At 50.2% G+C, this 20,476-nt stretch carries 29 protein-coding genes; 14 read left to right on the top strand and 15 right to left on the bottom strand.

Features of this window, described 5'->3' with window-relative positions; all coding sequences use genetic code 11:
* Positions 1 to 97: 97 nt before the first annotated feature.
* A complete protein-coding gene (locus J7392_RS00795) occupies positions 98 to 517 on the bottom strand; it encodes a hypothetical protein (RefSeq protein WP_209215680.1) in 420 nt (139 codons plus the stop codon).
* Between the two features lie 179 nt (positions 518 to 696).
* On the opposite strand from J7392_RS00795, the gene J7392_RS00790 reads away from it, so the two are divergent.
* Complete coding sequence (locus J7392_RS00790; protein WP_209215679.1) at positions 697 to 1,911, top strand: hypothetical protein; 1,215 nt, start codon at positions 697 to 699, stop codon at positions 1,909 to 1,911.
* A gap of 13 nt (positions 1,912 to 1,924) precedes the next feature.
* On the opposite strand, the gene J7392_RS00785 is transcribed toward J7392_RS00790, so the two are convergent.
* The 4 genes from J7392_RS00785 to J7392_RS00770 all read right to left on the bottom strand — a co-directional run bounded on the left by J7392_RS00785 (position 1,925) and on the right by J7392_RS00770 (position 5,672).
* A complete protein-coding gene (locus J7392_RS00785) occupies positions 1,925 to 3,217 on the bottom strand; it encodes a competence protein CoiA family protein (protein WP_209215678.1) in 1,293 nt (430 codons plus the stop codon).
* Positions 3,218 to 3,325: 108 nt separating this feature from the next.
* On the bottom strand, positions 3,326 to 4,678 hold the full coding sequence (locus J7392_RS00780) for a hypothetical protein (RefSeq protein ID WP_209215677.1): 1,353 nt from the start codon (positions 4,676 to 4,678) through the stop codon (positions 3,326 to 3,328).
* Between the two features lie 215 nt (positions 4,679 to 4,893).
* On the bottom strand, positions 4,894 to 5,391 hold the full coding sequence (locus J7392_RS00775) for a hypothetical protein (RefSeq protein WP_209215676.1): 498 nt from the start codon (positions 5,389 to 5,391) through the stop codon (positions 4,894 to 4,896).
* A gap of 128 nt (positions 5,392 to 5,519) precedes the next feature.
* Positions 5,520 to 5,672, bottom strand: coding sequence for a hypothetical protein (locus J7392_RS00770; protein WP_209215675.1), 153 nt, complete (start codon positions 5,670 to 5,672; stop codon positions 5,520 to 5,522).
* Positions 5,673 to 5,780: 108 nt separating this feature from the next.
* Here J7392_RS00770 and J7392_RS00765 point away from each other — a divergent pair, with 108 nt between their 5' ends.
* The 5 genes from J7392_RS00765 to J7392_RS00745 all read left to right on the top strand — a co-directional run bounded on the left by J7392_RS00765 (position 5,781) and on the right by J7392_RS00745 (position 7,619).
* Positions 5,781 to 6,041 carry a hypothetical protein gene (locus J7392_RS00765; protein ID WP_209215674.1) on the top strand — a complete coding sequence of 87 codons (261 nt, stop codon included), beginning with the start codon at positions 5,781 to 5,783 and terminating at the stop codon, positions 6,039 to 6,041.
* Positions 6,041 to 6,271, top strand: a complete 231-nt coding sequence (locus J7392_RS00760; protein ID WP_209215673.1) for a hypothetical protein — start codon at positions 6,041 to 6,043, stop codon at positions 6,269 to 6,271. Before J7392_RS00765 ends, J7392_RS00760 begins: the two co-directional genes overlap by 1 nt.
* A 154-nt stretch (positions 6,272 to 6,425) precedes the next feature.
* The gene (locus J7392_RS00755; protein ID WP_209215672.1) at positions 6,426 to 6,608 is read left to right on the top strand and encodes a hypothetical protein; all 183 of its coding nucleotides are present in this window, start codon (positions 6,426 to 6,428) and stop codon (positions 6,606 to 6,608) included.
* Positions 6,609 to 6,722: 114 nt separating this feature from the next.
* Positions 6,723 to 7,286 carry a hypothetical protein gene (locus tag J7392_RS00750; protein ID WP_209215671.1) on the top strand — a complete coding sequence of 188 codons (564 nt, stop codon included), beginning with the start codon at positions 6,723 to 6,725 and terminating at the stop codon, positions 7,284 to 7,286.
* 132 nt (positions 7,287 to 7,418) lie between these two features.
* Complete coding sequence (locus tag J7392_RS00745; RefSeq protein ID WP_209215670.1) at positions 7,419 to 7,619, top strand: hypothetical protein; 201 nt, start codon at positions 7,419 to 7,421, stop codon at positions 7,617 to 7,619.
* Here the strand turns inward: J7392_RS00745 and J7392_RS00740 are convergent.
* The 5 genes from J7392_RS00740 to nadE form a co-directional block, all read right to left on the bottom strand.
* Positions 7,616 to 7,951: a hypothetical protein gene (locus tag J7392_RS00740; RefSeq protein WP_209215669.1), complete on the bottom strand. Its 336-nt coding sequence runs from the start codon at positions 7,949 to 7,951 to the stop codon at positions 7,616 to 7,618. The genes J7392_RS00745 and J7392_RS00740 overlap by 4 nt on opposite strands.
* A 16-nt stretch (positions 7,952 to 7,967) precedes the next feature.
* The gene (locus J7392_RS00735; RefSeq protein WP_209215668.1) at positions 7,968 to 8,603 is read right to left on the bottom strand and encodes a hypothetical protein; all 636 of its coding nucleotides are present in this window, start codon (positions 8,601 to 8,603) and stop codon (positions 7,968 to 7,970) included.
* 38 nt (positions 8,604 to 8,641) lie between these two features.
* Positions 8,642 to 9,538, bottom strand: coding sequence for a hypothetical protein (locus J7392_RS00730; RefSeq protein WP_209215667.1), 897 nt, complete (start codon positions 9,536 to 9,538; stop codon positions 8,642 to 8,644).
* 41 nt (positions 9,539 to 9,579) lie between these two features.
* The gene (locus J7392_RS00725) at positions 9,580 to 9,897 is read right to left on the bottom strand and encodes a hypothetical protein (protein WP_209215666.1); all 318 of its coding nucleotides are present in this window, start codon (positions 9,895 to 9,897) and stop codon (positions 9,580 to 9,582) included.
* Between the two features lie 124 nt (positions 9,898 to 10,021).
* A complete protein-coding gene (gene nadE / locus J7392_RS00720) occupies positions 10,022 to 11,011 on the bottom strand; it encodes an NAD(+) synthase (protein ID WP_209215665.1) in 990 nt (329 codons plus the stop codon).
* A gap of 183 nt (positions 11,012 to 11,194) precedes the next feature.
* Here nadE and J7392_RS00715 point away from each other — a divergent pair, with 183 nt between their 5' ends.
* Genes J7392_RS00715 through J7392_RS00700 form a run of 4 tightly spaced genes read left to right on the top strand, consistent with a single transcriptional unit; the run spans position 11,195 to position 14,553 of the window.
* The gene (locus J7392_RS00715) at positions 11,195 to 11,941 is read left to right on the top strand and encodes a DUF262 domain-containing protein (protein ID WP_209215664.1); all 747 of its coding nucleotides are present in this window, start codon (positions 11,195 to 11,197) and stop codon (positions 11,939 to 11,941) included.
* 20 nt (positions 11,942 to 11,961) lie between these two features.
* Positions 11,962 to 12,843: a hypothetical protein gene (locus J7392_RS00710; protein ID WP_209215663.1), complete on the top strand. Its 882-nt coding sequence runs from the start codon at positions 11,962 to 11,964 to the stop codon at positions 12,841 to 12,843.
* 16 nt (positions 12,844 to 12,859) lie between these two features.
* A complete protein-coding gene (locus J7392_RS00705; RefSeq protein ID WP_209215662.1) occupies positions 12,860 to 13,717 on the top strand; it encodes a protein phosphatase 2C domain-containing protein in 858 nt (285 codons plus the stop codon).
* Between the two features lie 50 nt (positions 13,718 to 13,767).
* Entirely contained in the window at positions 13,768 to 14,553 is a 786-nt protein-coding gene (locus J7392_RS00700; protein WP_209215661.1) for a hypothetical protein, read from the top strand.
* A 211-nt stretch (positions 14,554 to 14,764) separates the two neighbouring features.
* Here J7392_RS00700 and J7392_RS00695 read toward each other — a convergent pair whose 3' ends face one another.
* Positions 14,765 to 15,145 (bottom strand): hypothetical protein, encoded by a 381-nt coding sequence (locus J7392_RS00695; protein ID WP_209215660.1) that lies wholly within the window; start codon positions 15,143 to 15,145, stop codon positions 14,765 to 14,767.
* Between the two features lie 153 nt (positions 15,146 to 15,298).
* On the opposite strand from J7392_RS00695, the gene J7392_RS00690 reads away from it, so the two are divergent.
* Positions 15,299 to 15,670 (top strand): hypothetical protein, encoded by a 372-nt coding sequence (locus J7392_RS00690; protein ID WP_209215659.1) that lies wholly within the window; start codon positions 15,299 to 15,301, stop codon positions 15,668 to 15,670.
* Between the two features lie 217 nt (positions 15,671 to 15,887).
* Here J7392_RS00690 and J7392_RS00685 read toward each other — a convergent pair whose 3' ends face one another.
* Complete coding sequence (locus tag J7392_RS00685) at positions 15,888 to 16,448, bottom strand: hypothetical protein (protein WP_209215658.1); 561 nt, start codon at positions 16,446 to 16,448, stop codon at positions 15,888 to 15,890.
* Between the two features lie 140 nt (positions 16,449 to 16,588).
* The gene (locus J7392_RS00680; RefSeq protein WP_209215657.1) at positions 16,589 to 17,479 is read right to left on the bottom strand and encodes a hypothetical protein; all 891 of its coding nucleotides are present in this window, start codon (positions 17,477 to 17,479) and stop codon (positions 16,589 to 16,591) included.
* A gap of 326 nt (positions 17,480 to 17,805) precedes the next feature.
* Here J7392_RS00680 and J7392_RS00675 point away from each other — a divergent pair, with 326 nt between their 5' ends.
* A complete protein-coding gene (locus J7392_RS00675) occupies positions 17,806 to 18,132 on the top strand; it encodes an H-NS histone family protein (RefSeq protein ID WP_209215656.1) in 327 nt (108 codons plus the stop codon).
* A 105-nt stretch (positions 18,133 to 18,237) separates the two neighbouring features.
* On the opposite strand, the gene J7392_RS00670 is transcribed toward J7392_RS00675, so the two are convergent.
* A complete protein-coding gene (locus tag J7392_RS00670) occupies positions 18,238 to 18,417 on the bottom strand; it encodes a hypothetical protein (protein WP_209215655.1) in 180 nt (59 codons plus the stop codon).
* 572 nt (positions 18,418 to 18,989) lie between these two features.
* On the opposite strand from J7392_RS00670, the gene J7392_RS00665 reads away from it, so the two are divergent.
* Positions 18,990 to 19,658: a hypothetical protein gene (locus J7392_RS00665; RefSeq protein ID WP_209215654.1), complete on the top strand. Its 669-nt coding sequence runs from the start codon at positions 18,990 to 18,992 to the stop codon at positions 19,656 to 19,658.
* On the opposite strand, the gene J7392_RS00660 is transcribed toward J7392_RS00665, so the two are convergent.
* Entirely contained in the window at positions 19,655 to 19,951 is a 297-nt protein-coding gene (locus tag J7392_RS00660) for an HU family DNA-binding protein (protein ID WP_209215653.1), read from the bottom strand. The two genes, J7392_RS00665 and J7392_RS00660, sit on opposite strands and share 4 nt — an antisense overlap.
* 130 nt (positions 19,952 to 20,081) lie before the next feature.
* On the opposite strand from J7392_RS00660, the gene J7392_RS00655 reads away from it, so the two are divergent.
* Positions 20,082 to 20,459, top strand: a complete 378-nt coding sequence (locus tag J7392_RS00655; RefSeq protein ID WP_209215652.1) for a hypothetical protein — start codon at positions 20,082 to 20,084, stop codon at positions 20,457 to 20,459.
* Positions 20,460 to 20,476 lie beyond the last annotated feature (17 nt).

Below are 20,476 nucleotides of genomic sequence, written 5' to 3'. Positions count from 1 at the left end.
GACGTGTGGTGTGATTTCTTTTGTGTCGTCAAGAGACACTTGATAATCCCAGAAACTGTAATCGTGCATAATGTAATACCTCTATTTATCTTTCGTTTTATAAGGCGCCTGATCGGACGCAATAATCTATGTCGACGGACTTTACTGCATCTACACCATGCAACAGCCCTGCGCTTGTCCTGCCATCAAAGTATTCAATGCATTGAAGGCGATGCTTCTGATCAGATGCGCCTAGCAACATGCCTCCGACAGCATCTGCACCCCAGCGCCTCACCTCATATTCCCTCATTGGCCGCCTGACCGTATCGCGATCAATACTTTCAAGGAACTCGTCTTGTTTCTTAGCCGCATCGGCCCCGGAGTGAATAATCATCGGTATGGGCGCGATCATTATCGCAAGCACAACTCCAAAAATTAGAAGCGGGGAATCTGGTGCCCCGTACTTTGCGTTCAGGGAAATGAACAGGACCAATAGGCCAAAAAATAATAGAATAGTGTAGATGATATGATCGTGCATTAGGTGGTCCAAAAATATTAGTTGGTTAGATACTAAACGACACTCAATGTATGGATCAACCAAAGGAGTGTTAACGATTCAATTCTATTGGGACTATTTTAATGGCGGTTTTCAGTGTTTTTGGCTAAGTACTATGGAAACTACGATTTTCATCACCGTATACTTGAAAGATCATTTTGATGCCCAACACTAAATTGAACAAAGACGACCTCATCCCTCTGATCAATAAAGCCCGAACGGGTGGTTCTTTATCTGATAATCTTCGTGCATCGTCGAGGGAGCATTACACTCAAGTCTTTAAGGACTATGAGACGCGGAAAGACCCCATCGTCGAGATACTCTGTGCGCATATGCGAGAAGTACTGCCTGCTTTGTCTCGCTCAGGAAGCCTGGCTCCTATGGCTTCTCCGGAGGGTCCGGCGCCCTTCTTCAGTGTCTGGCAAGAGTTGACGGAAAAAGGGTGGGATAGCCTGGCATCGTACTACCAGGAGGAGCTGGTCGACTGTTTAGCAGGAACCTGGGTCAACTACATTATGACCAACAGTTCGAGCCCAGAAGACGCAGAAGCGGCCGCTCAGGAAATCGTATTTTCGTTCGAGACGGGCACCATGCCATTGATGTATGGGAACCCTCTGTTGTTTCAGAATCCCAGCGATGGAGAGCTGCTGTCCGTCGAGTTCGATAATTGGACCCCAAAAGTGGTGCAGGTCTCTCTGGACGGAAGTGTTGAGCCACCAAACCCAGGTCCATCGGGTTTCGTGTTCCACCAGACTGTTAACTTCCCTTCAGGCAGGCTTCTGGTCGCAGATGCGATCCGTGTTGATCCAATAGGTATTTTTGAAACGTCTCTTCGGCAAAAACTCCAGACCAATGTGAATTATGCGGACCACCGGGTGAAGTATACTGGGGCCCTTGCTTCTTACGGCATTGTCGACTGCATGGGCACAGACTCCGAGCCGGGCTTGGTGGTGGATCCCAACACAGGGTGCCTATTTTCAGCACCCTATGAGGATGGCTTCGAGCACGTCGCAGAAGTCTGTGCAGATTATCATGGCACCACCATCGTTGACCGAGAGACCCTTGTTCAGATGTCTCTTAAATTCCTTCCGACGGCCGGTAACCGCGAGGAGGTGGAAGCCAGAATTGACCGCTGGCTGGCAAGCTCAGAATTTGCGAATGAAGTCTTCGTCGACCCTGGGGAATGGCATCTCTACTGGGATGATGATCGCCATTCGGTGAATGATGCTCTCGAGGAATCTTCTCACACGTGCCCCGCCGATATCGGCTTTGTCCTGTCACCTAACGAACTGGACCTAACCCATACACGCCTGCGCAGTTTTAAGGGCACTCAGAGCGTCACAGAGGAGCCTGAGGGGCCAACGAACAGTATGTAGGTCAACATGTAGGTCAAAGCGCACTAGAAGAGTTAGTGATCCCATGTTCCTTCATTAACAGATCATATTTTGTTCGAAGGGCACTCGAAAGCATTTTAAGTTTCTTGGTCTCACTCCAAACTGAAGGGTAGTCATATCCATTAAGCACAGGAGACAGGAATTTTCGAACCTCATCTGCTGCCCGATCCCAGTAAACTAGCTCATGACCATGATCACAGTATTTTTTCCGATACTTGCTCGAAAAAGGCGATTTCACCCAACCGAACTCTTTCAATGCTGAACTTATCGTGGCGGGTAAGTCTACCTCACGTTCGTCTTCGATCCACTGCTTAGCGTTACTTTGCCAAGGTGCTAGTGCAGCAAGAGCAAAAGCTCTCCACACGCCGGGAGGCACGTCGAAATATCTATCGTCTGCCTCGGAGTCTAAAAAATGACCACAGCCGATCAGGTGCCATCTTTTTTCCTCCCTATCAGCGAATTGCCTTTGTTCGGCGGTGGCTTCGGCAGGGGCAGAATTTAAGCTCTCCTCCCTCTTCTTGAGGTCTTCTGATATACGCCTCTCGAGGTCGCGTCTTTTTTCTCGATCTCTGGCCTCCTCGGCCTCTAATCTCGCTCTAAGCTGCGCTTCATACTTTTCGATGTCGCGGTGATATAGCCATTTTTTCTTAGCATTCGATAATAATAGATCGGTAAGTTCTAACTTGCTCAGTGATCTTTCAACATCGGACAGATCCACCTCCAGCACTGACTCTTCTTTACTTCGAAATCGAGACAGCTTTTCTTCATCTACCTTATGGGTAACATAAATTTCGATATGCAGGCGTCCGATTACTTTACGCCCATTTTTTACGATTTCTTTGATACCGATTAGATCAGGTTGGAAACCTTCTTGACGGGGTTCAACCTCGACACGAGTGAAATGAACTCTCTGTGTGTTCCGAATAGGCATGTAAGAGTACCCACTCCCCCGGCGATAACTCCACGCCCTCGCCTCAGGCAAGTCAAACCAACCTTGCTGCTCAATGATTTCCTTGGCCATCAGATGCAGGGCGGTCTCTCCAGCATGCTCGCAGTCAATACGCGACTGATGGGAGAAATAGGCTGCTTTGATGGCACCTTTGTTGGCGACCAAGACCCCTTTGCAGTCTGGGCAAATCAAATTGCACGCCAGACCTCGTTCAGCATCTAGCACGTGCACCAAATCCCCTACGTCATTTTCCCCAAACAAGACGCGTGGACCAGCCCCCGGAGGAACGAATACGGCTCTGGATGATTTATCGTCAACTTCCATAAAATAGCGATACACTGCATCAGATTCTGAAACATCAAGGATAGGTTAATTTTACTGAACGAGTAAGATAAAAAGGCCCCCAATCATATTGGAGGCCTTCGTCGTAAAAATATGATCGATACCTTAGGGCAGGCTGGACCGGGTTGCCATGATCGTCCGATCCTTCAATCCATCCACCAGCCACAGCATGGTTTTCGCCGAGAAGGACTTGGAGTATCCATCGCGAAGATCGTACAGAGGTGCACCTTTCTGGTTAAACTCTCCCGCCCAGTAAGCCTTAGCGCCAATAGTGTTATGCGCCGTGGTGCCTCGCACTCCGAAGTCTTGTTCTTTGAATGCGACCTGAGTTTCAGCGACTTCCATTTGCGACAGAACACCCGCATCAAAGATTGTCGCGATTTCTGGATCATTGTAACGATAGCCGCTTACCTCAGCCAATGTCATAATATCCACCAGCATATCATGCTCGCCAACCTTCTCGAACCGCATGAGACCACATTGATCAACGACGTCTGGTGTGAAGCAATCCAAGTCTCCGAAGGGACGCTTGGGACCACCGTTGAAGCCGAGATTGCGGCGCGAAGACTCTCGCAGGATACGTTTCGCTGCATTCTCATTGGGACCGAAGGCTAGAACAAGATAAGGGTACTCATCCAGAGGACGCTGGAACTTGAACTCCCCATTATCAAAAGAAAACAGTTCGCCGCTGAAGTTTCCACCAGTTCCCGTTACGTAGGGCTGCTCTTTCAGAAATGGCAGGATCGGACCCCATGGCGTACCCGCTACCGGAATGCCTACGGTTTCTGCAATGCTTGTGGCCAGTTCGTCTGCGGTCATTTCCGGGGCGTCGCTATCAGAATCCGATCTCTCCGGCGGACCATACGAGGCAATCTTTGTCCCATCATTTTTTTTGAAGACAACCTCGGACACACGACCTTCTAGGGCACCCGAGTTCGTCAATGATGCTTTGAGATCAGTCAGGGTGATGGTCATGATCGCGCCACGTCCAATCCCAAACTTCTCCAGAGTTTCTCGGCCCTTTTCTGGGGGAACGGGGAAGATGCGCACTTCAGAGGCATTGCTGAAATAGTAAGGCACACCCCCGGAGATGTACGATCCTGGCTCAAACAGTCTCACTGGGAAACCTTGAGCGGCGCCATCATATTCGCCGATCCCACCGCGAATATTGAACTGGATGGAATTCACGTCTTCAAGGCTACGCCATTGTTCCTGGAGGCGTTCAGCTTCAGTCTTGGCGACCTCATGACGTGTGAACTCGTCTGCGGCACGATAAGCATCAGTCTTCATGGCCATGTTATCGAAGTCAGGCACCCCTTCACTCAGGCGTTTGAGGAGCATTTCGCTGGTGACTGGATCTGGACTGACAAGCATCTCTGCACTGACAGCTGGTGTGGATAGCATCAATACTGAGAACAACGCTGCGTTCGCCAGTTTTAGAGTGGTCTTCAAAGTCATAAATCTTTCCTGTTTTGTTGACTATTTAGAAGGTTTTGTAAGCCCTGCGCCGCTTATAATTGGGCAAGCCTCAGACACGCCTAGATGGAGGCGTGAAGCCTGAAATTACATCATATTCTCTGCATAACTCCCTGATGTGATTGCCTAAAATCCTAGTATATGGATTAGGATAACGTCAACCCTAGCGGGAATATTTATGCGTCTTCTATTGTTTTTTAGTCGCTACCATTTTCACGGCCTTCGCGTTCTTTACGCAAAAGACCATAGGCCTCTCCAGCCCGCTGGTCAGCACGGTTCCGCTGGGCTGTGACCCTAGCAAGCTCGTCCGTGTTTTCGCTAAGTTGTTCGGTCAGGCTTGCGATCACATCCTTAAGTTTAGCTACCTCATCTGAGTCTGAGGAGAGGATCTTCGAGATATGCTGATATCGACCTTTGAGAGATTTACTGGCGAGCCGGGAGCGACGAAGTCGGGTTTCCAGCACCCGTGTGTTCTCCTTGAGGGCTGCGATGTGATCTTTCACGCTCTCCGGAGTGGCATCCAACGCTTCCTGGGTGGGTTCCTGCATCGGCAGCCAGCCGATTACATCCCATTGATATCCAATCTCACTTTCATCATCCGCAGTGAACCATGTCGCGTCATCGGCCTCCTTGTGGACGAGGAGCACGTTTTGCGCACTTTCCTCGCCGTATCCTGAATGTACGATAATCGCCATTACCTCGACACCTGGCTCTGGCATTTTATCGATAGGAGAGGTCCAGAGACCAGAGACATGTCGAATTGGACGTTTACGGTAAGGCGTTGTCATTCAGGTGACCTTTCAAAATATGATTTAGGTGCAAATTAAGCACGGCTATAGCTATCCCAATCTGCGATTAGCTTTTTGGTATCTTCCTTGAGCCGATTGAGGTCGGCAGGCACAGTTTCGGGGTGATCTTCAAGAAACGTCATGCCACCCAGCGCCCGAAGGAGATCGTTCTTCACATCTTCATGCATTCATTTAGTCCTTTATAGATAAAGCAATAATACTACTTGAGTAGTTTACCTTTATACTTTATCTATGTTTGGTATCGAAGTAAATAGATTTATAGAGGACATAGTCATATGTACCCCACTGGAATTATCGTAAACACCGATACAAATCGTTTCCATCCGGTCTCATTCCGTCCTGCTCCCATGCCGGGAAACAGCGATGTGCCCCGTTACAAATCCATTGGTCATCACACCGCTGGCTTTGATACAATTGAAGAGGCCGAAACTTGGATCAAAGAGAACGATAACTGCATTATGACATCTAATCGGTATCAGTGGGATGGGGTCGGCATCCCCGCCTTGGTTGACTTCTTCGCTGAGGAGAAATCCTGATGAACGAACTCGAGGTGATGAAGGCGCGTGCCGAGGAAGCTGAGCATCAGCTCCATAAGCTGGCTTTGTCGATGGCCACATTGCGGGCCTGTGCCAAGGAGATGCTCTCTCAGTGTGAATGCCGAGGCACGGGTAAGATCCGTAAGCCACGAGGGTTCTTCATGGCCCAAGTTGAGTGCACAAAATGCATCCCGATCAGAGAAGCCCTCACCACCGGAGAGCTTGTGTAGGTGAACGACACAAATGCGCAGCTGGCCACTGATATTAAATCTTTGACCTTGATAATAATGGCATAGGCCAGTTTGAAAATTATGAAATCATCCAAGGCTTGGGATGGCTACGAGGCCCGAAAGACATGCGGCCCAATAAATAAGGAAATACAATATGGTCACGAGAAAAAGCTTGGTCGATAAGGTCTTTGGGCCAGGTAGTAAGTCCCCGAAGGCGTTTGCGACCCTTGATCTTCAGGAGGATCGCAAAGCGAAAACGGCAAACCCGCGTGAATTGCCAGAACCCAAGGAGCCAGAAGCAGATTGGCGCTTGGCAATGCGCAAGAAAGATAAATGAGAATTGTGCTTGTTTAGTCTTGTATTGACGCTGTAGTGCCCTCTATCTATTATTGATTTATTGGAAGCTGCCTTTTTATTGCGGCGGTCTTATTATTATTTCAAGGAGAGTGCCGTGAACCAGGTTAGCATCTGCGATAAATCAGAGCAAAAGCATCGAAACGAGGAAGCATACCCTGTTTTGTGGCGTGCTGTGACTGGTGCCGTTAAGGCGGCAAAGGATGCGCACCCTGAGATTGAAATTCCCAAACGCTGGATGGCCAGTCTGGTCAAGCGCGTAGTGGGTCAAGTGCTGGCCGAAGAGGTCAGATCGACTTTGGTCGATGAAAGGCCTGTCCGTAAAATCGGTTTCGTACAGGCGGATGATGTTGCTAACTCATCATTGGGGAGGCGGTCACTGGCGATCCCCTCCCCAACCCTCAACGAGAGGCTGCGGTCTTGGGCTAAATCAGGTCTGCATAGCGGTCTGTATAAGAAAGTCCTCAGCGACGTTGATCTGGCAGCAGATCGCATTGATGAGCTGGAAGAAGCCCTTCTTTGGTACGCCGAAACTAGCGAGCAATGTCATGCCCCGCATAGCGCAGGGGATATGGCTAACATGGCGATGCACAATGATGCAGGTAAGCGTGCGCGAGCAGCTTTAGCAGGTAGCAAGAATGATGAGGTAAAAGATGCCTAAAGATCCAGAAAGAATTCCCTGCTTGTTCTGTGGTAGGCGTCCGATCTCTCGGTGTGGTGATCAGGAAACCGCAGACCAATGTCGGCTATCCGATCACCCTGTTGATCCCTATCCTGAAGAGAGCGCAGACAAATGACAGAGCCCCTGAAGAGTGCCACTCATTTTATGAGAGATAATACAAATGGAGGTCTGGTGGCTAAAGCTGTGCTGCGGAAAGATGGCTCCATCAGATACAAGATGAAAGAGGGGCACTCCTACCTGCTGAACGAAGAACAGCAAGCAGTGCTTTCTCGGTATTCCTTTGAGCCACGGTTTGAGAAACCCGAAGCTTAAAGGGTGCCACTCCAAACAACGTAACCAAAAATATGGGCGCCTCTGGCGTCCTTCACGTATGTGGGCTTAAGCTCATCGTCGAGCTTCACGATGACAACTGTATCCCCAGGTAGAGAGCCAGACCCGAGTTGGCGAACCAGGAATGCCGTGCCCTCAGAATAGGCATCAACGGCTTCCTCAAGCTCAACAAGAACGTCACCGATCTCCGCTGCAAAGTTGGCCGAGGCCTCGAAATCGCTTGCCGAGATCATTCGAAGGGGGCGACCACCTGGCTTGGAGCTTCCAAGCACAGGCAGAATGTGTCGCATATGCATTTGCGGGCTAGCGGTCATTTTGGTTCCTTAGTGTTTAGGGCGCAGGCGTAGGCGCCGGTTCACTCATCTTGTGGTGAAGGATGCCAGTGTGACGGGGCGGCTTACTCTTATCGATAGGCTGAACGATCAATTCTTCAAGCTCAAACTGGCATCCCATTTTTTCCTCAACGGCTTGCTTCAGCTGATCATAGAATCCTTGCAGTGCAACCTTTTGATCTGGTTCAAGTTCATCTCTGCTATGGCGAGGGTTCACCCCATTATGAATGATGTCTAGATACTTCGCAGCATCTTGGACGCCCCACAGGATCTCAGTGTCGCTGTACTTATCGGCCGCTTCTTCGCTGAGTTTGACGCCGTTGCGATCCTCGGCAACCTTGATCTTCCAGTTCTCGTCGTCCGTTGTTTGACCATAGCTGGCACGCGGGTACTGGTTGTACCAGCGTTCCTCGCCACCCTCGGTGTTTTGGAAAATGAAGCCATCATATTTTAGCTCGTCATCCCAATCACCGGGTACTCGATGGTGCTCTACACACTTCATGCGGCGGACAACGATCTCTTTGAGGGTGTCGCTCCAAGGCACATAAAGGCTGGTGAACATTGGCTCTGGGCGCTCATATTTCACGTCCACAAAGGCGTATTCTTTACCGGGTTCGTAGCGAGTTTTGGTCATTTCGTATGTCCTTAATTTGATCGGTTACAATACCGTATTTATGCGGCCGCTTGCTTAACGACAGGGCCTTCATCCTTGGCCCAGGCTTCCAGTTCTTCGACCGTGAAGTAGCCAGTCGTGTAGCTGGACTGCTGCATCGGATTGAGCCAGAAGACGACATTGAACCGAGTATCCCGATCCTTGAAGTTGTCTGCCTTCCATCTCGGTGACAGGGCAAAGTACCGCTTGCCTGCCTTCTCGAGAGTCTTGGCGATCCCGCTATCGTCAGCGGCCTTCAGGAGCTTGTAGTGGTCCACATCAGCTTTCAGCACATTTGTCTTGGTCTCGGAGCTCAAGCGAGACGCGATAACAAGGGCAGGGCCGCTGTTCCCAATCGGATTGATATTGGCGGCTGCCCCGAAGGCCAGATCACCAGTCATCATTGCCTTGTAGACCAAGCGCAGGGCATCGCGATCTTCATCCGAGAATGCGCGCACGATGAAGCGACCATCGCGCCAAGCGGCCTTCATTTTGGGCAGTTTGTCATCCCGAGAGTATTTGCGGTGAGGCACGTAATGAAGGATGACCTTCGAATTGCGATCAGCGAACTCTTCAGGGTTACTCGAGAACACAAGGCGTGTCTCGGCGTCCAATGTCTTCGTTGTGTTGCCAAATTCCTTGAGCAGCAGCATGCTTTCCGGAATCTCGGTCACCATACGGGATTCAATACCAACAGAGGGCAGCTTGGTGGCACCAAACAAGCCTCGCTTGAAGCCAGCTTCTTTTAGCATCTGCTTGCCCTCGTGGCTATTCGCGCGTTCGCCAATGCCCATGAGGCGCGAGAACCGCTTGAAGCCCATTTCGTGCTCGGCAGTGAAATCCCATCCGAGGCATACACCCAGGATCTGATCGTTCTCGTTCTTCAGGACGGTAATATCCTTGGTTGCGGTCTTCATAAAATCTCTCCGGATAAAATAACAGTTCAGTGGTAGTCGGTTCACATATTAAAGAGCAGAATATGGTAGTGCCTGGTAAACTGCGCACCCACCGGCGCCATATTATCATTATCGGTTCCGCAAAGTGCCTTCCATTCAGCAGCCGTAAACACGAATGCCTCGCCGCCAAACTTCTCCTTGAGCGCATTCCAGTCTTCGATTGAGTTATCGTCGATACTGCCTCCCTTGCCATGCGGCTGGGCGATCACCAGCGCATAGTGAGAGAAGTTCTTCGAGGTGCGCGGAGATGCGATTTCGCCCCAGGATTTCTGTTTCGGGAGCGTCTTGTAGCGAACGTTTCGACAAATAGTGACAAACATCTGGGTCTCCCGAGGGGGTAATCAAATTCGTTGTCAACATTATGCATGAATACCTAGCTGCGGTCAATGATAAAACCTTGGTATTCATGCATAAGTCTTCTAGTGGGATCGAATAACCCTGATTTTATCGAAGTAGTCTGTCCAATTCTTGCAAATCCGCAAATCTTGGTTCAACACTGTGGGGCAGGCAGATGGTCCCGGCTCTCTTGAACCATGTTCTCCCCATGCGGCTGGTAACTGCTTCAAATACCTCTCGGGCTTTGGGGTCTGCATCAACCTCTAGCGCTTGCGCCAGGGAATCCTTACTGCCGCCATCTGGGAGGTTGCCTGCTGCCTCAGTCAGTCGCAGCAGCATAAGATCCCACTGGAGGTAGGTCGCACCCAATTGAGCCTCATCGCCATCTGAAATTCCCAATCCATCCGTAGGGGTCGCCCGCCAAGTGCTTTCGGGAACACCAACTGCACGAGATAGGGCAGGTACCTCCCATGATTTCAAAAGAGACTGAATAGGGGCGAGATCGCCGACATCACCGTGCAATGTCCAGAAACCGGCCGCGAGTTCGGAGTAGTTATCTGTGGAAGCAACCAGCCCGCCATAACGATGCGCCTGATCGTACAGAGTGGTCATTCTTAGCCGCGCCCGAATATTACCGCGCTGGATGTTCGAGGCTTCTTTTGTGCTTTCCGCAGGGCGCTGATCGTGCCCACTCAGCGCTACGAGCATGGTTTCATACTGGTGAGTGAGGTCGATGTGAAAATGCTCGATGCCCAGCGCATTACATGCCTCTACACCGCGCTCAGTTTCTGCCGGATCTTGAAGGATCGGAAGCGTGTAACCGATAACGCGCCATCCCGCAGCTTTAAACAGGGCTGCTGTCAAAGCGCTATCAACGCCACCGGACATGCCTAGGGTGACGGTTTCAATGCGATTGTCTCGACGGTAACAGGTCAGATCTTCAATGATCGCATTGCCGAGCTGATCAAGGCCATCGATATTCATATACCGGCCCTGTTGGACATAGTTATCAAGAGTGCAGGAAAACCACGGGGTGAGTTCCCCTAGGTTATCCTGCCGAGAAAGGTCGAGGATGTCATTGCGCAATTCTGTTGTCATTTCGTTTTCCTAATGGCTATTCGTAAAATGCTATCTGCATTTTTATAAGGTATACACATTGCTTTACTTGATCGTCTACAATATAAATTCCGTTATCATGAATAAATCTGTGGCAAATCCTAGTAAACTTGATTAAAGCTTCCGCAGCAGGCATTTCATACGAGTAATCAGAGAGCATAAAATATGAAACCCAAGTTCTTCACATGTAGCCTAAAAGAAGTCCTTGACGACATCAGCAGTGCGGAAGTCATTCCCGCAGATCTTCAGGAGCCATACTCGTGGTCGAAAAGTGATGTAATCTCATTTGCCGAGAACATCTTTAAGGGCTACCCGATGGGCAACGTCGTTGTCTGGCATCCTAAGGACGAAGACAAAAGCGGTGTCTGTGTTCTCCCGTCTATGGGGCCGCTGAATTTCCTTCCCTCGTCTGGTCACAATACGTATTTGCTTGATGGCATTAACCGGTTCACCTCTCTACTTTGGATGCGTCATGGGCTCTGCGATGTCTGGGCTCCATCCGAAATGGAAAAAGAAACCTGGCTCGATGGCACCGAATTGATGCTTGATCCCAAAACAGAGCAGTTCGCTTTCTATGACATGGTTGAGGTTCGCAAGAGTAAGAAGCTCCTGATCCCTGCAAGCGTCTTCATCAATGATGATATGGCCTATATGCGAGAGTGGGCGAACAACATGGAAGCGGCGGGTCATTCCCGAGCCGACATCGACCTTGGCATCGCGGCTCAAGAAAAGGCAGCAAACATGTTCCGTGAAAGCAGGATGACTGTGACGGAAGTTCGTGGTGTGAGCCCTCTAGAGGCGAAGGATGCCTATCTCAATATTTGCCGCCCAAAGAGCGAAGATGCTGCTGCAAAATTTGATGTATTCGCGTCCATTGAGCCTGAAGTGGAACTCACGCCCCCAGCGCCATAACCTCAGACGAGAGCAATAATATGAATATGACATGTGCGATCACGCGTACGCCGATTCTTAGCTTCCAGCCTGTGCGGGTGATCTTCCTGCGTGAATCGGTGAGCGAGACCAAACACCCCTCCGGGTTCCTGCATACGACTGATAGCTGGGCGCCCATCAGCTTTCCGATCCCGATGAGTTACGAGGACTACACCGACTTCTATCCTCGTGATGAGGAGGGCGACTGGCGCATTGATCGTTTTCTTATGGAGCTGTCTGAGTTCTGGGAAGAAGAATATGATGATGAGCTTACCTTGGAGGCCGTGTTTAGGGCGGTGTCCAAAGGAGAGCTAAAGCTTCCAGATAACCATCCTATGTACCGGAACCACCTTCATCGGGAAGATGCTTCTGTGGGTCTCATGGCAATGCATGAGAAGGCCTATCAGTTGATGGTGAAATCCAAGTACGCGCCCTTCATGCCTGGCAAGAAAAAGACACCAACACAAATGGCGGAAGAAATCCGGGCCTATTGCTTGCAGCGGGCGGAGCTTAAACCGTTTGAACAGGTGACCGACCCCGCAAGCAAATCTGCGGACTTCTGGTTTGCCAGTGCAAGCTCGGGTGGTTCGGTGCGCGTTCATGGGCAAACAGGGCCATCGCCAGCGAGCATTATGGGTATCATCACTGTAAGCCTTCAAAATGGCCATGATATCGATGAGCCTCGTTTCAAGGACATGATCGAAGCGGCGGCTGAGATGATGATCATGCAAACCAATATGGATGCTATGGCAATCCAGTATGCGCCTCAGATGATGGCCTCCGACGATTTCTCTGTCGACCTTATGAGCGAGATCAATGAAGTCGGTCGGCGCATCTACGAGCGCGATGAGATGGATGAAGAGCCATCTTCCCCGACCCCATAAGTAGAAAGAACCTAATATGACCACATCCAGCACCACGAAGAGCGGATTGCAGCTTCTGAGGACTGTGACAACCACCAGCCCAGCAAAGATGATCAGTGAGGACCGCGTGCTTTACTCCAGTGATGGGGTAGGGGTCTTCGATGGTGCCACAGGTTTGGTTAGTGGTGCCGAGACTGGCTATCAGGACGCAAACTGGTTGCTGTCCCAGGTTTTCTTTCATCTGGGTGGGGCAGAAGGCGATACGTTTATCGATAAGCTGAGTGCGGCCGTAAAGAAGGTTGGCGAAAATTACGACAGGCCGGACCACGCCCCTCATACAATCCCATCATCGGGAATGGTCTTTATCGAGCCCGCCGGAGGTGGCCTCTATAGCTTCTATCAGCTTGCTGACTGCCAGGCCTATATTGTTCGTCGTGACGGCTCGACGGAAAAGGTCTTCAAGCCAGACGTCCTAGAGCAGCTCGACCAGATCGCTATCAGAGAAATGAGTGAGAACATCCGCAAGACTGGAGATGTTGCCAAGGCCCGCGAGTTGACATTGCCCACGATCCGCAAAAATAGGTCTCGGGCAAACACCCCAACCGGATACCATACTCTTACGCCGAATGATGATCCCTGGATCTTCGCGACGAGGCGAGACATGAAACTCAAAAGTGGTGATCGAGTTCTTTTGGCCTCAGATGGCTTCTATGCTCTGTTCGAGAGCTATGGCCTGGAGACGGTCGCATCCGCTGTCAGTAAGTTGGAGAACGGCGATCCGGAAGAGCTTATTCGCTCCCTGAGACAATTTGAGGATGAGGACGCACTTCTGAGCAAGGCGCCCCGCACGAAGCAATACGACGATGCCACGGCCGTACTGCTGAAGATCGCCTAATTTATTTTGGCCCTGAGGGTCACCAGCCAATTTTATAAGGAAACGAAATTATGACGTATAACCTTTCGATTGATTATGATGAAGGCGTCCGAGATACCTATAGAGGCATCGTTCTCAAGGGTCCGGACAATGAAGTGCGCTTCATGACTGGCGATCCTGTCGCTGATTGGGCGGCTTACATCGAGCATGGCAAGAAGCACGACTTGCAGGTGATTGAGAGTTCTTCCATTACCCATTTCGTCTTCGATAATATCGAGTGGCGCTTTGTCGAAGGTGAGGATGGCCACGAATATCTGGTGGCCGAGGATCGCCCCGCGTACCATGAGCTGATCGCCTACGCCAAAGCAGGAAACCCTGAAGTGCCTGAGGTTCTCGAGGCGCTAGTGGACCAGGAAGTCGAAGGTGAACCTGATATCTACTATCTTGCCGAAGCAATGGGCTTCCGTGATGGAACTGAATTCGAGTATCTGCCATCCGAAGCTGGGCTGCGGGATTGGTTTACCACGAAATCGGTGAGCGCATGGCTCTGTTCCGATACGCCAGTCGGGACTCGTGTTGTCTACTACGAGGGTGAGCCTTTTGCGCTTCAGTACAAGCCCTACAGGAAGTCGAAGCCTGATTTTACATTCATCTGTGATGCCGTTCTCTTCGAGAAGGTTTACAACCGCATGCTAGAATTGGCCTATCCGAAGCCGGACTTCGATAGCCTGAAGAGAATTCCTGAGGGTGGCAAAATGCCAATTCGGGAAGATGAGATGGAAGATCTAACAGCTCCTATCAAAGAGCTGATGGATAAGCGTGTGTCCGATCAGGAAGCTACGTCTCCAAGCCCCTGAGATGGGCGCTGGGGGCCTTCATCTTGGAGATAGCGAGAAAGGGCCCTCAGCCAAAACTTCCCTATCCTATGTCGTGAAATAATACACAGCAGCGCATACAGAAGCTACTGTGCCAAGAATAAGAAATCGAAGTGCGCCTTCTGCTTCACCGAAGTACGTAGTTCCGGGTTCGCGTGGTAGCATAAGGTTGAGAATTTTCTTGAGCATGATGCTATGCGGTCTTTGACGCTTGATCTTGCAATTCTGCAATCTGGTTGGCCATCATTTCGATGTTTGTAGGGTCATCATAGCGCCATAGGGTGATATCTTCCCAGGCCCAAGCGGAATGAGGGATGTCACATTGTTTGGATGCGTGCTCCACACCCCATCGGTCGATGGCGATAATGCCGTAATGGTCTCCTTTCGTCGGAGAGGCGCTCGATCCGTCGTGAGATGTGAACTGGCGCGTTCCCGAACCGACGGGGTGTTTAACGTGATTTCGACCACAGTCTTCCAACAAGAAATCAGGGATCATTGCTGTGATGGCGGCGACCTTTTCCTTTGTGGAGCCGGTACCAACAAGGATACCTTCGATATTCTTTTTGAGTTTCATTGGGTCGCCTCCTTTATTGCTTAAATACTATTTCGACATGATTATGAGGTCAATCTATTTATTTGAATACATGACTAGTGCAGGCGGTATCTAGTTTACTCTTGGTTCTGTATTTGGTATCCATAAGGAAATCCAAATAAAGGGTATCATTTAATGAAAAAGCTCATTGTAGCTACCGTGCTGTCTTTCGTGACAGCAACTGCGGCCTCGTCTGCTCCTACCTTCGTAATCAGCAATGAAGTCTCGCATCCGTCGCGCTGCCTGAACGTCATTAATCCGGTGACCGGCCAGTATCTACGCCAGGCGGAGATCGACACGACTGATATGATGGAATACCTGACCGAGAACGGATTTGAGAAGGTGTCCAAGAAACGGGGCCCTTGCCAGACGACGTTCTCCGCAAAACATGATGCCGCCCATGTGGTGTTTGTCTTCTCGACGCTGAGCGGTGAGTTTGTCGGTCTTGATGCCACCAAATTCGAAGCAGGCGCCGTCCTCCCTAAAATTGATGGGATCAATTTCTAATACGGAATCAGGAAAAAGCTGAAGCGCAAGAGGCGTGCGGTAACTGCCGATTTTTTTCTTGGAGGTGCGCGAGGGTTCGACCCTAGGAAGGTGCCGTCGCTATCCTAAGAATGTCGACGAGTGGTGTGGCGAATACCAACCGAACACTTGAGGTGACAAAGAAAAAGGGCGCTCACAAAAGTGGACGCCCTTCATATTTTTGGATTAGGTGATTTCCTTAGAAGCCGAAACCCATCTGCTCAGGCTCAGTATCGAAGGCGGCTGAAAACTCCGCATCGGCCTCGGGAGAAGGCAGAGTATCGAAATCAACAACCTGCTCGCCTACGACATCGTTGATCGCGCTGATATCGAATGCTTCAACATGGACTGTGCTGGTTCCAAATGAGCTTTCCTGCTCGGACATCACCATCAGCAGGGGCTTTTCGTTTCCACCCATGCAGACAGACAGGCCATTCTCACATGCGACCTGGAAGATCTCAGCGGTCAGTGCCACCTCGGGGCCGCCATCAGCCTCATAGTGGGTTTCTGTGTTCACGATCCAGGCTTCTGCATATGTCTTGAGCCAGCTTCCGAAATTACCTGCGCAGATGAACTCAGCAACTTCCTCGTCTTCGCGTAGGAACATGAGGGCACATCCGCCGTGCTCGAGTGGCATCAAAACAGTTGTGCCTTCTGGGTAGTTGCCTACCGCGCGCGTCTTGCAGTTGCGGTCGTTGATCTGACCCATCAGGTCGTCACGTGTGAAAAAATATGGTTGGGTTACTGTCTCAATATCCATGATCTGCCTCAAAGTGTTTTGCTTTCCTTGTTAAATTTGCCGCAACCGGCGCAACCCACAAGAATAAATGATCTTCTGAAAGGACTGATAACAGGAAGATTTCAGTAATCAAGGATAAATTTAATTATTTTTGGAAGGTATCAGCGCAGCGCTGGGGAAGCATCCCATGACGCGTCGTGGGCTTCGGTCCAGCCGCTTTCTTCCAGATACAAAACGCCCTCACTGAAATCGGAGAATGATCGCGCCTCACCTTGGAATACGACAACCATGCCATTGCCCTCAGTCGTCTTGATCGGGTGCGCCACTGGTGGACAGTCTACGGTATTGCCACACAGCTGGCTCATATTGATAACCTGGGAAAGTGTACTGCCAATGACATTAATGACCCGCTCGTGATCTGAAGCAACGCCCATATAGGAAGCAGTGTCGTACATTAGAGTGGCGATATCCTCAGGCGTTGGCAGCGAGGCAGCCAGAGGCGTGGGATCCACGGTCTGGGACCAGCCACCTTCAGTAGAATAGGTCATGCCATAGGCCATAAGGCTTGCGCCAATTGGGCCAGTAATAATTTCGCTACCCTCTCTTGAAATGAGATTTAGCAGGCCTAAGTCGAAATCTTTTTTGGGAACAGGAAGAGATGTGGAGGAATCTTCACTTCTACTCTCACGAGAATTCATCTGCTCAGCTTCCCGAAGTGCCACAACACCAAGCTGCCCTCCAACGGCAATTGCAGCTTCCAAAAGAGCACCTGATGGGGAAACTTCCTGATAGTTAGGGTTGGCCATGCGATCATATACGAGGCCAGCACTCCCGCTCATAAGGATGACTGTCGTCATTACATAGGCCTTGATAGAGATCTCCCCGATCTTCTTCCCGACCGTGCGTGATTTTTCGTTTACTGACTTGATTTTATCCCGAATGCGCTCAGCCGATGTCGGGATTGGAGTCGCGTCACTGCGTATAGAGACACCGATGCTGTCGCTGCCAACAAAACCATCAAGGGTCTCGAAATTAGATATCTCAGAACTCATTACCTCAACTCACCTATGCTGGGATGTCGCTAAGCTTCATGTACGCGAACTTTATGAAAGAGACGAAAAAGGGGAGTAAAGCTTTCACCTCACTCCCCTTCTCGGACACACACAATAGAGCCTCAGGCTCAGAGGTAAGACTACCTTACACAAGTTAACGTGCGATTTATGTCTGAAAGTTACGAGAAAAAATGCTGTCCTTTTTCACATAGATACCAGAAAATCGGATAAAGAATTGTAAAAAACTTCAAAAGGAAGTTGACATCCTTTGCATTAACCCTTTTTTAAGGCTTATAGAAACGCTGTAACGAGCAAAGGAGAACTCAATGGCGAACGACATTAATCTCGACAAGATGTCTCACGATGAACTGGTCGCGCACCGCAAGGATGTCGACAAGGCTCTGAAGACAGTTGAAGCACGCCGCCGCAAAGAAGCCCTGGACGCTGCTAAAGCTGCTGCGGCTGAGCACGGCATGTCCCTCAAAGACCTAATGGGCGATGGCTCCTTGAGCAAAACGAAGGGGACCAAAGGTGAGCCTAAGTATCGCCATCCGGAAAACCCTGAGAAAACCTGGACTGGTAAGGGTCGCAAGCCGACTTGGATCAGAGAGCACGAAGAAGCGGGTAAGAACGTAGAAGAACTCGCTATCTAAACTGCGCTTATAGGATCAATAGGCGTCCTGTTGAGCGTCAATGATGCAAGCAAAAGATGGCTCTCTGTTTATCAGAGGGCCATCTTTTCGTTTGGAGGGTTCTTCTTAGATCACACCGAGCACGATCTGCTCTGCGGCTTCGTTTGCTGTCAGCAGATCTTCTGCATCAGGATGTTTAGAAAAGAATGCATTCACCTGCGTCTCAAAGGCCGCAGCATCTCCAGTCAAGGCTGTGATACCGGCCGAAACATTGGTCTTGTAGCTGGAAGTATGGGTAGTGGACATGAAATAAGTTTCCCTTGATTACCTATCCATGTAACCATGCTCCCACTAACCATGTCAATACATGATAATACATTTTTGCAACAAGATCAGAATTTTGTCTCGCGCCCTTATTTGCAGGTGAGGGGGAGCATCCTGTCGTCACTTTCTCTGGCAATGCAGGTCGCTCTCACGTCTTTGCTCCTAGAGCCCCTACAGCGCATTTTTCGGTCTCCGCCCAGCGATACCTCGCAGTCAGCCAGCGTGTACGTCAGGCGGGCGTCTGAGCAGCTTATGAAGGCCTTCGTTTTGGAAACCGGCAATGCAAAGCAAGACTGCGATATGTGCGCAGGGGAGAGATCAGCCGCGTTTGCTAATATGGGGACGAAAAAGGAAAAGGAGATAACAAAAGCCGTTCGTTTTAACATGTGTTCACCAGAATTGAATATTGAGCCCGCATACAAGCATAGGTAGTTATCTGGTTCAAGCTCAGCATATAGCGAACCTTAAGGGTCTTGGTTGCCAACTGAAATACTGGATACATTCGTGATCTATGAGTAAATATCACTGCGTAACCATATAAATTTGAGAAAACTATGACCGATACACAACTTGATATTAAGACCTTTGATGGGGAAAAGATCCGCGTCCCAAAAAGTGATGTAATCACACATATGGCAAACCATGCGATCAGCCTAGGTGTACGCAATCCTGGGGTTCAGGCCCTACAAACTCACATGTCTCACCTTGTGAGATTCAGCGATGAAGTGATTATCCAGATGTGGGACGAGCTGAAGCACAAGTATCAGGCAGCCCTATCAAGTGGGAACGTTGCTTTCGGACCCACCGATGAGCCCCTTAAAGATCTTCAGTTCGATCCCCTGGACTTGTCGAAGCTACCCGAAATGCAGGCTGGTCACCTGGTATCCATCGAGAACGATCTGGGCGAGATGATTGAAATCACACGGAGCAGTCTGGAAGAGCGCATTGCACTTCGTGATGCGGATATCCAGTGGTCCATCATCCAGCAAGCTTTTGCGGACGAAGCGAACCCAGCCATGCCTGCTGATCTGATTGCTGTGTTTCAGGAAGGCTACACGCCACCCTCGAAGATGCGTGAAGAAAGATTGCTCCAAAACTGGGAAGAAATCAAAGATGGCTTCTATAGGGGATGCAAGGATTTCGATTTAAGCGAGTCTCTGTCACCAGATGATCCGGAGTACGATAGGCTAACGGGACCATCGTCGTCTCCCGGTGTGGCTTAAGAGTTCTCTTTTTCGAAGTCCTGATTGAGCCGTTTACTCAACCCTCTTCCCGCCTTGAACCTAGGAAGCGTTCGGGCGGGGAGTTCTACACTCTCTCCTGTGCGTGGGTTCCGTCCTACGCTGGAATCATATTCCGATGTGCCAAAGACACCAAAGTCTCTAATTTCGACACGCCCACCAGATGCCATCTGCTCAATGATCTCGTCGAAAATCTGACTTACCGCACGTTCGGACACTTTGCGTGAAAGCGCGAACTCTTCTGCGATGCGACTTACCAACTCTGATTTGATCATGCTGTCCTCGTTCTCTTCCTGAGAGGGCATGATAGTTCATTTCCGAAATATGAAAAGACCGAGAAGCGCGAGTTGCGGATTTCAGGTTCAGAGCAACCTTATCTGCATAAGAGCGAATAAGGGTGTCGGAATGAACCAGATGAATTTTAAGCGTGAGCTCGGCAAAAAGCTGACGGCTCGTGTTGTGGAGCCAGGAATGTGGACGGCCGCTACAATGATGTCCATGAGTGAACAGGTAGAAGGTGAGCCTCTCGTTGAGATATTTGATGCCGACTACAGAGGGCATGTTGACCGCGATGGCAACGCGTACGGCCACAAGTTGCTGTCAGAGCCTCTAGGTGACCTCATAGATCGCCTCGAAGAGGCCAAAGCAGGCATCGATCTATCGACTACTGTAAATGTACCTCAGTGGGGACTCAGCAAGTCACAGTGCAGTCGCCTTCTTGGTATGCTGCGTGAGGTTCAGGCAACCTATGAGAATGATCAGACGCCTGGGATGGCTATGTAGGAGACCTTCGACTGTCA

The organism is Sulfitobacter sp. R18_1 (genome assembly GCF_017743915.1).
GTDB classification, from domain to species: Bacteria; Pseudomonadota; Alphaproteobacteria; order Rhodobacterales; family Rhodobacteraceae; genus Sulfitobacter; species Sulfitobacter faviae.
The sequence above is the reverse complement of the archived record's forward strand: the minus strand, read 5'-3'. Positions and strand labels throughout refer to the sequence as shown.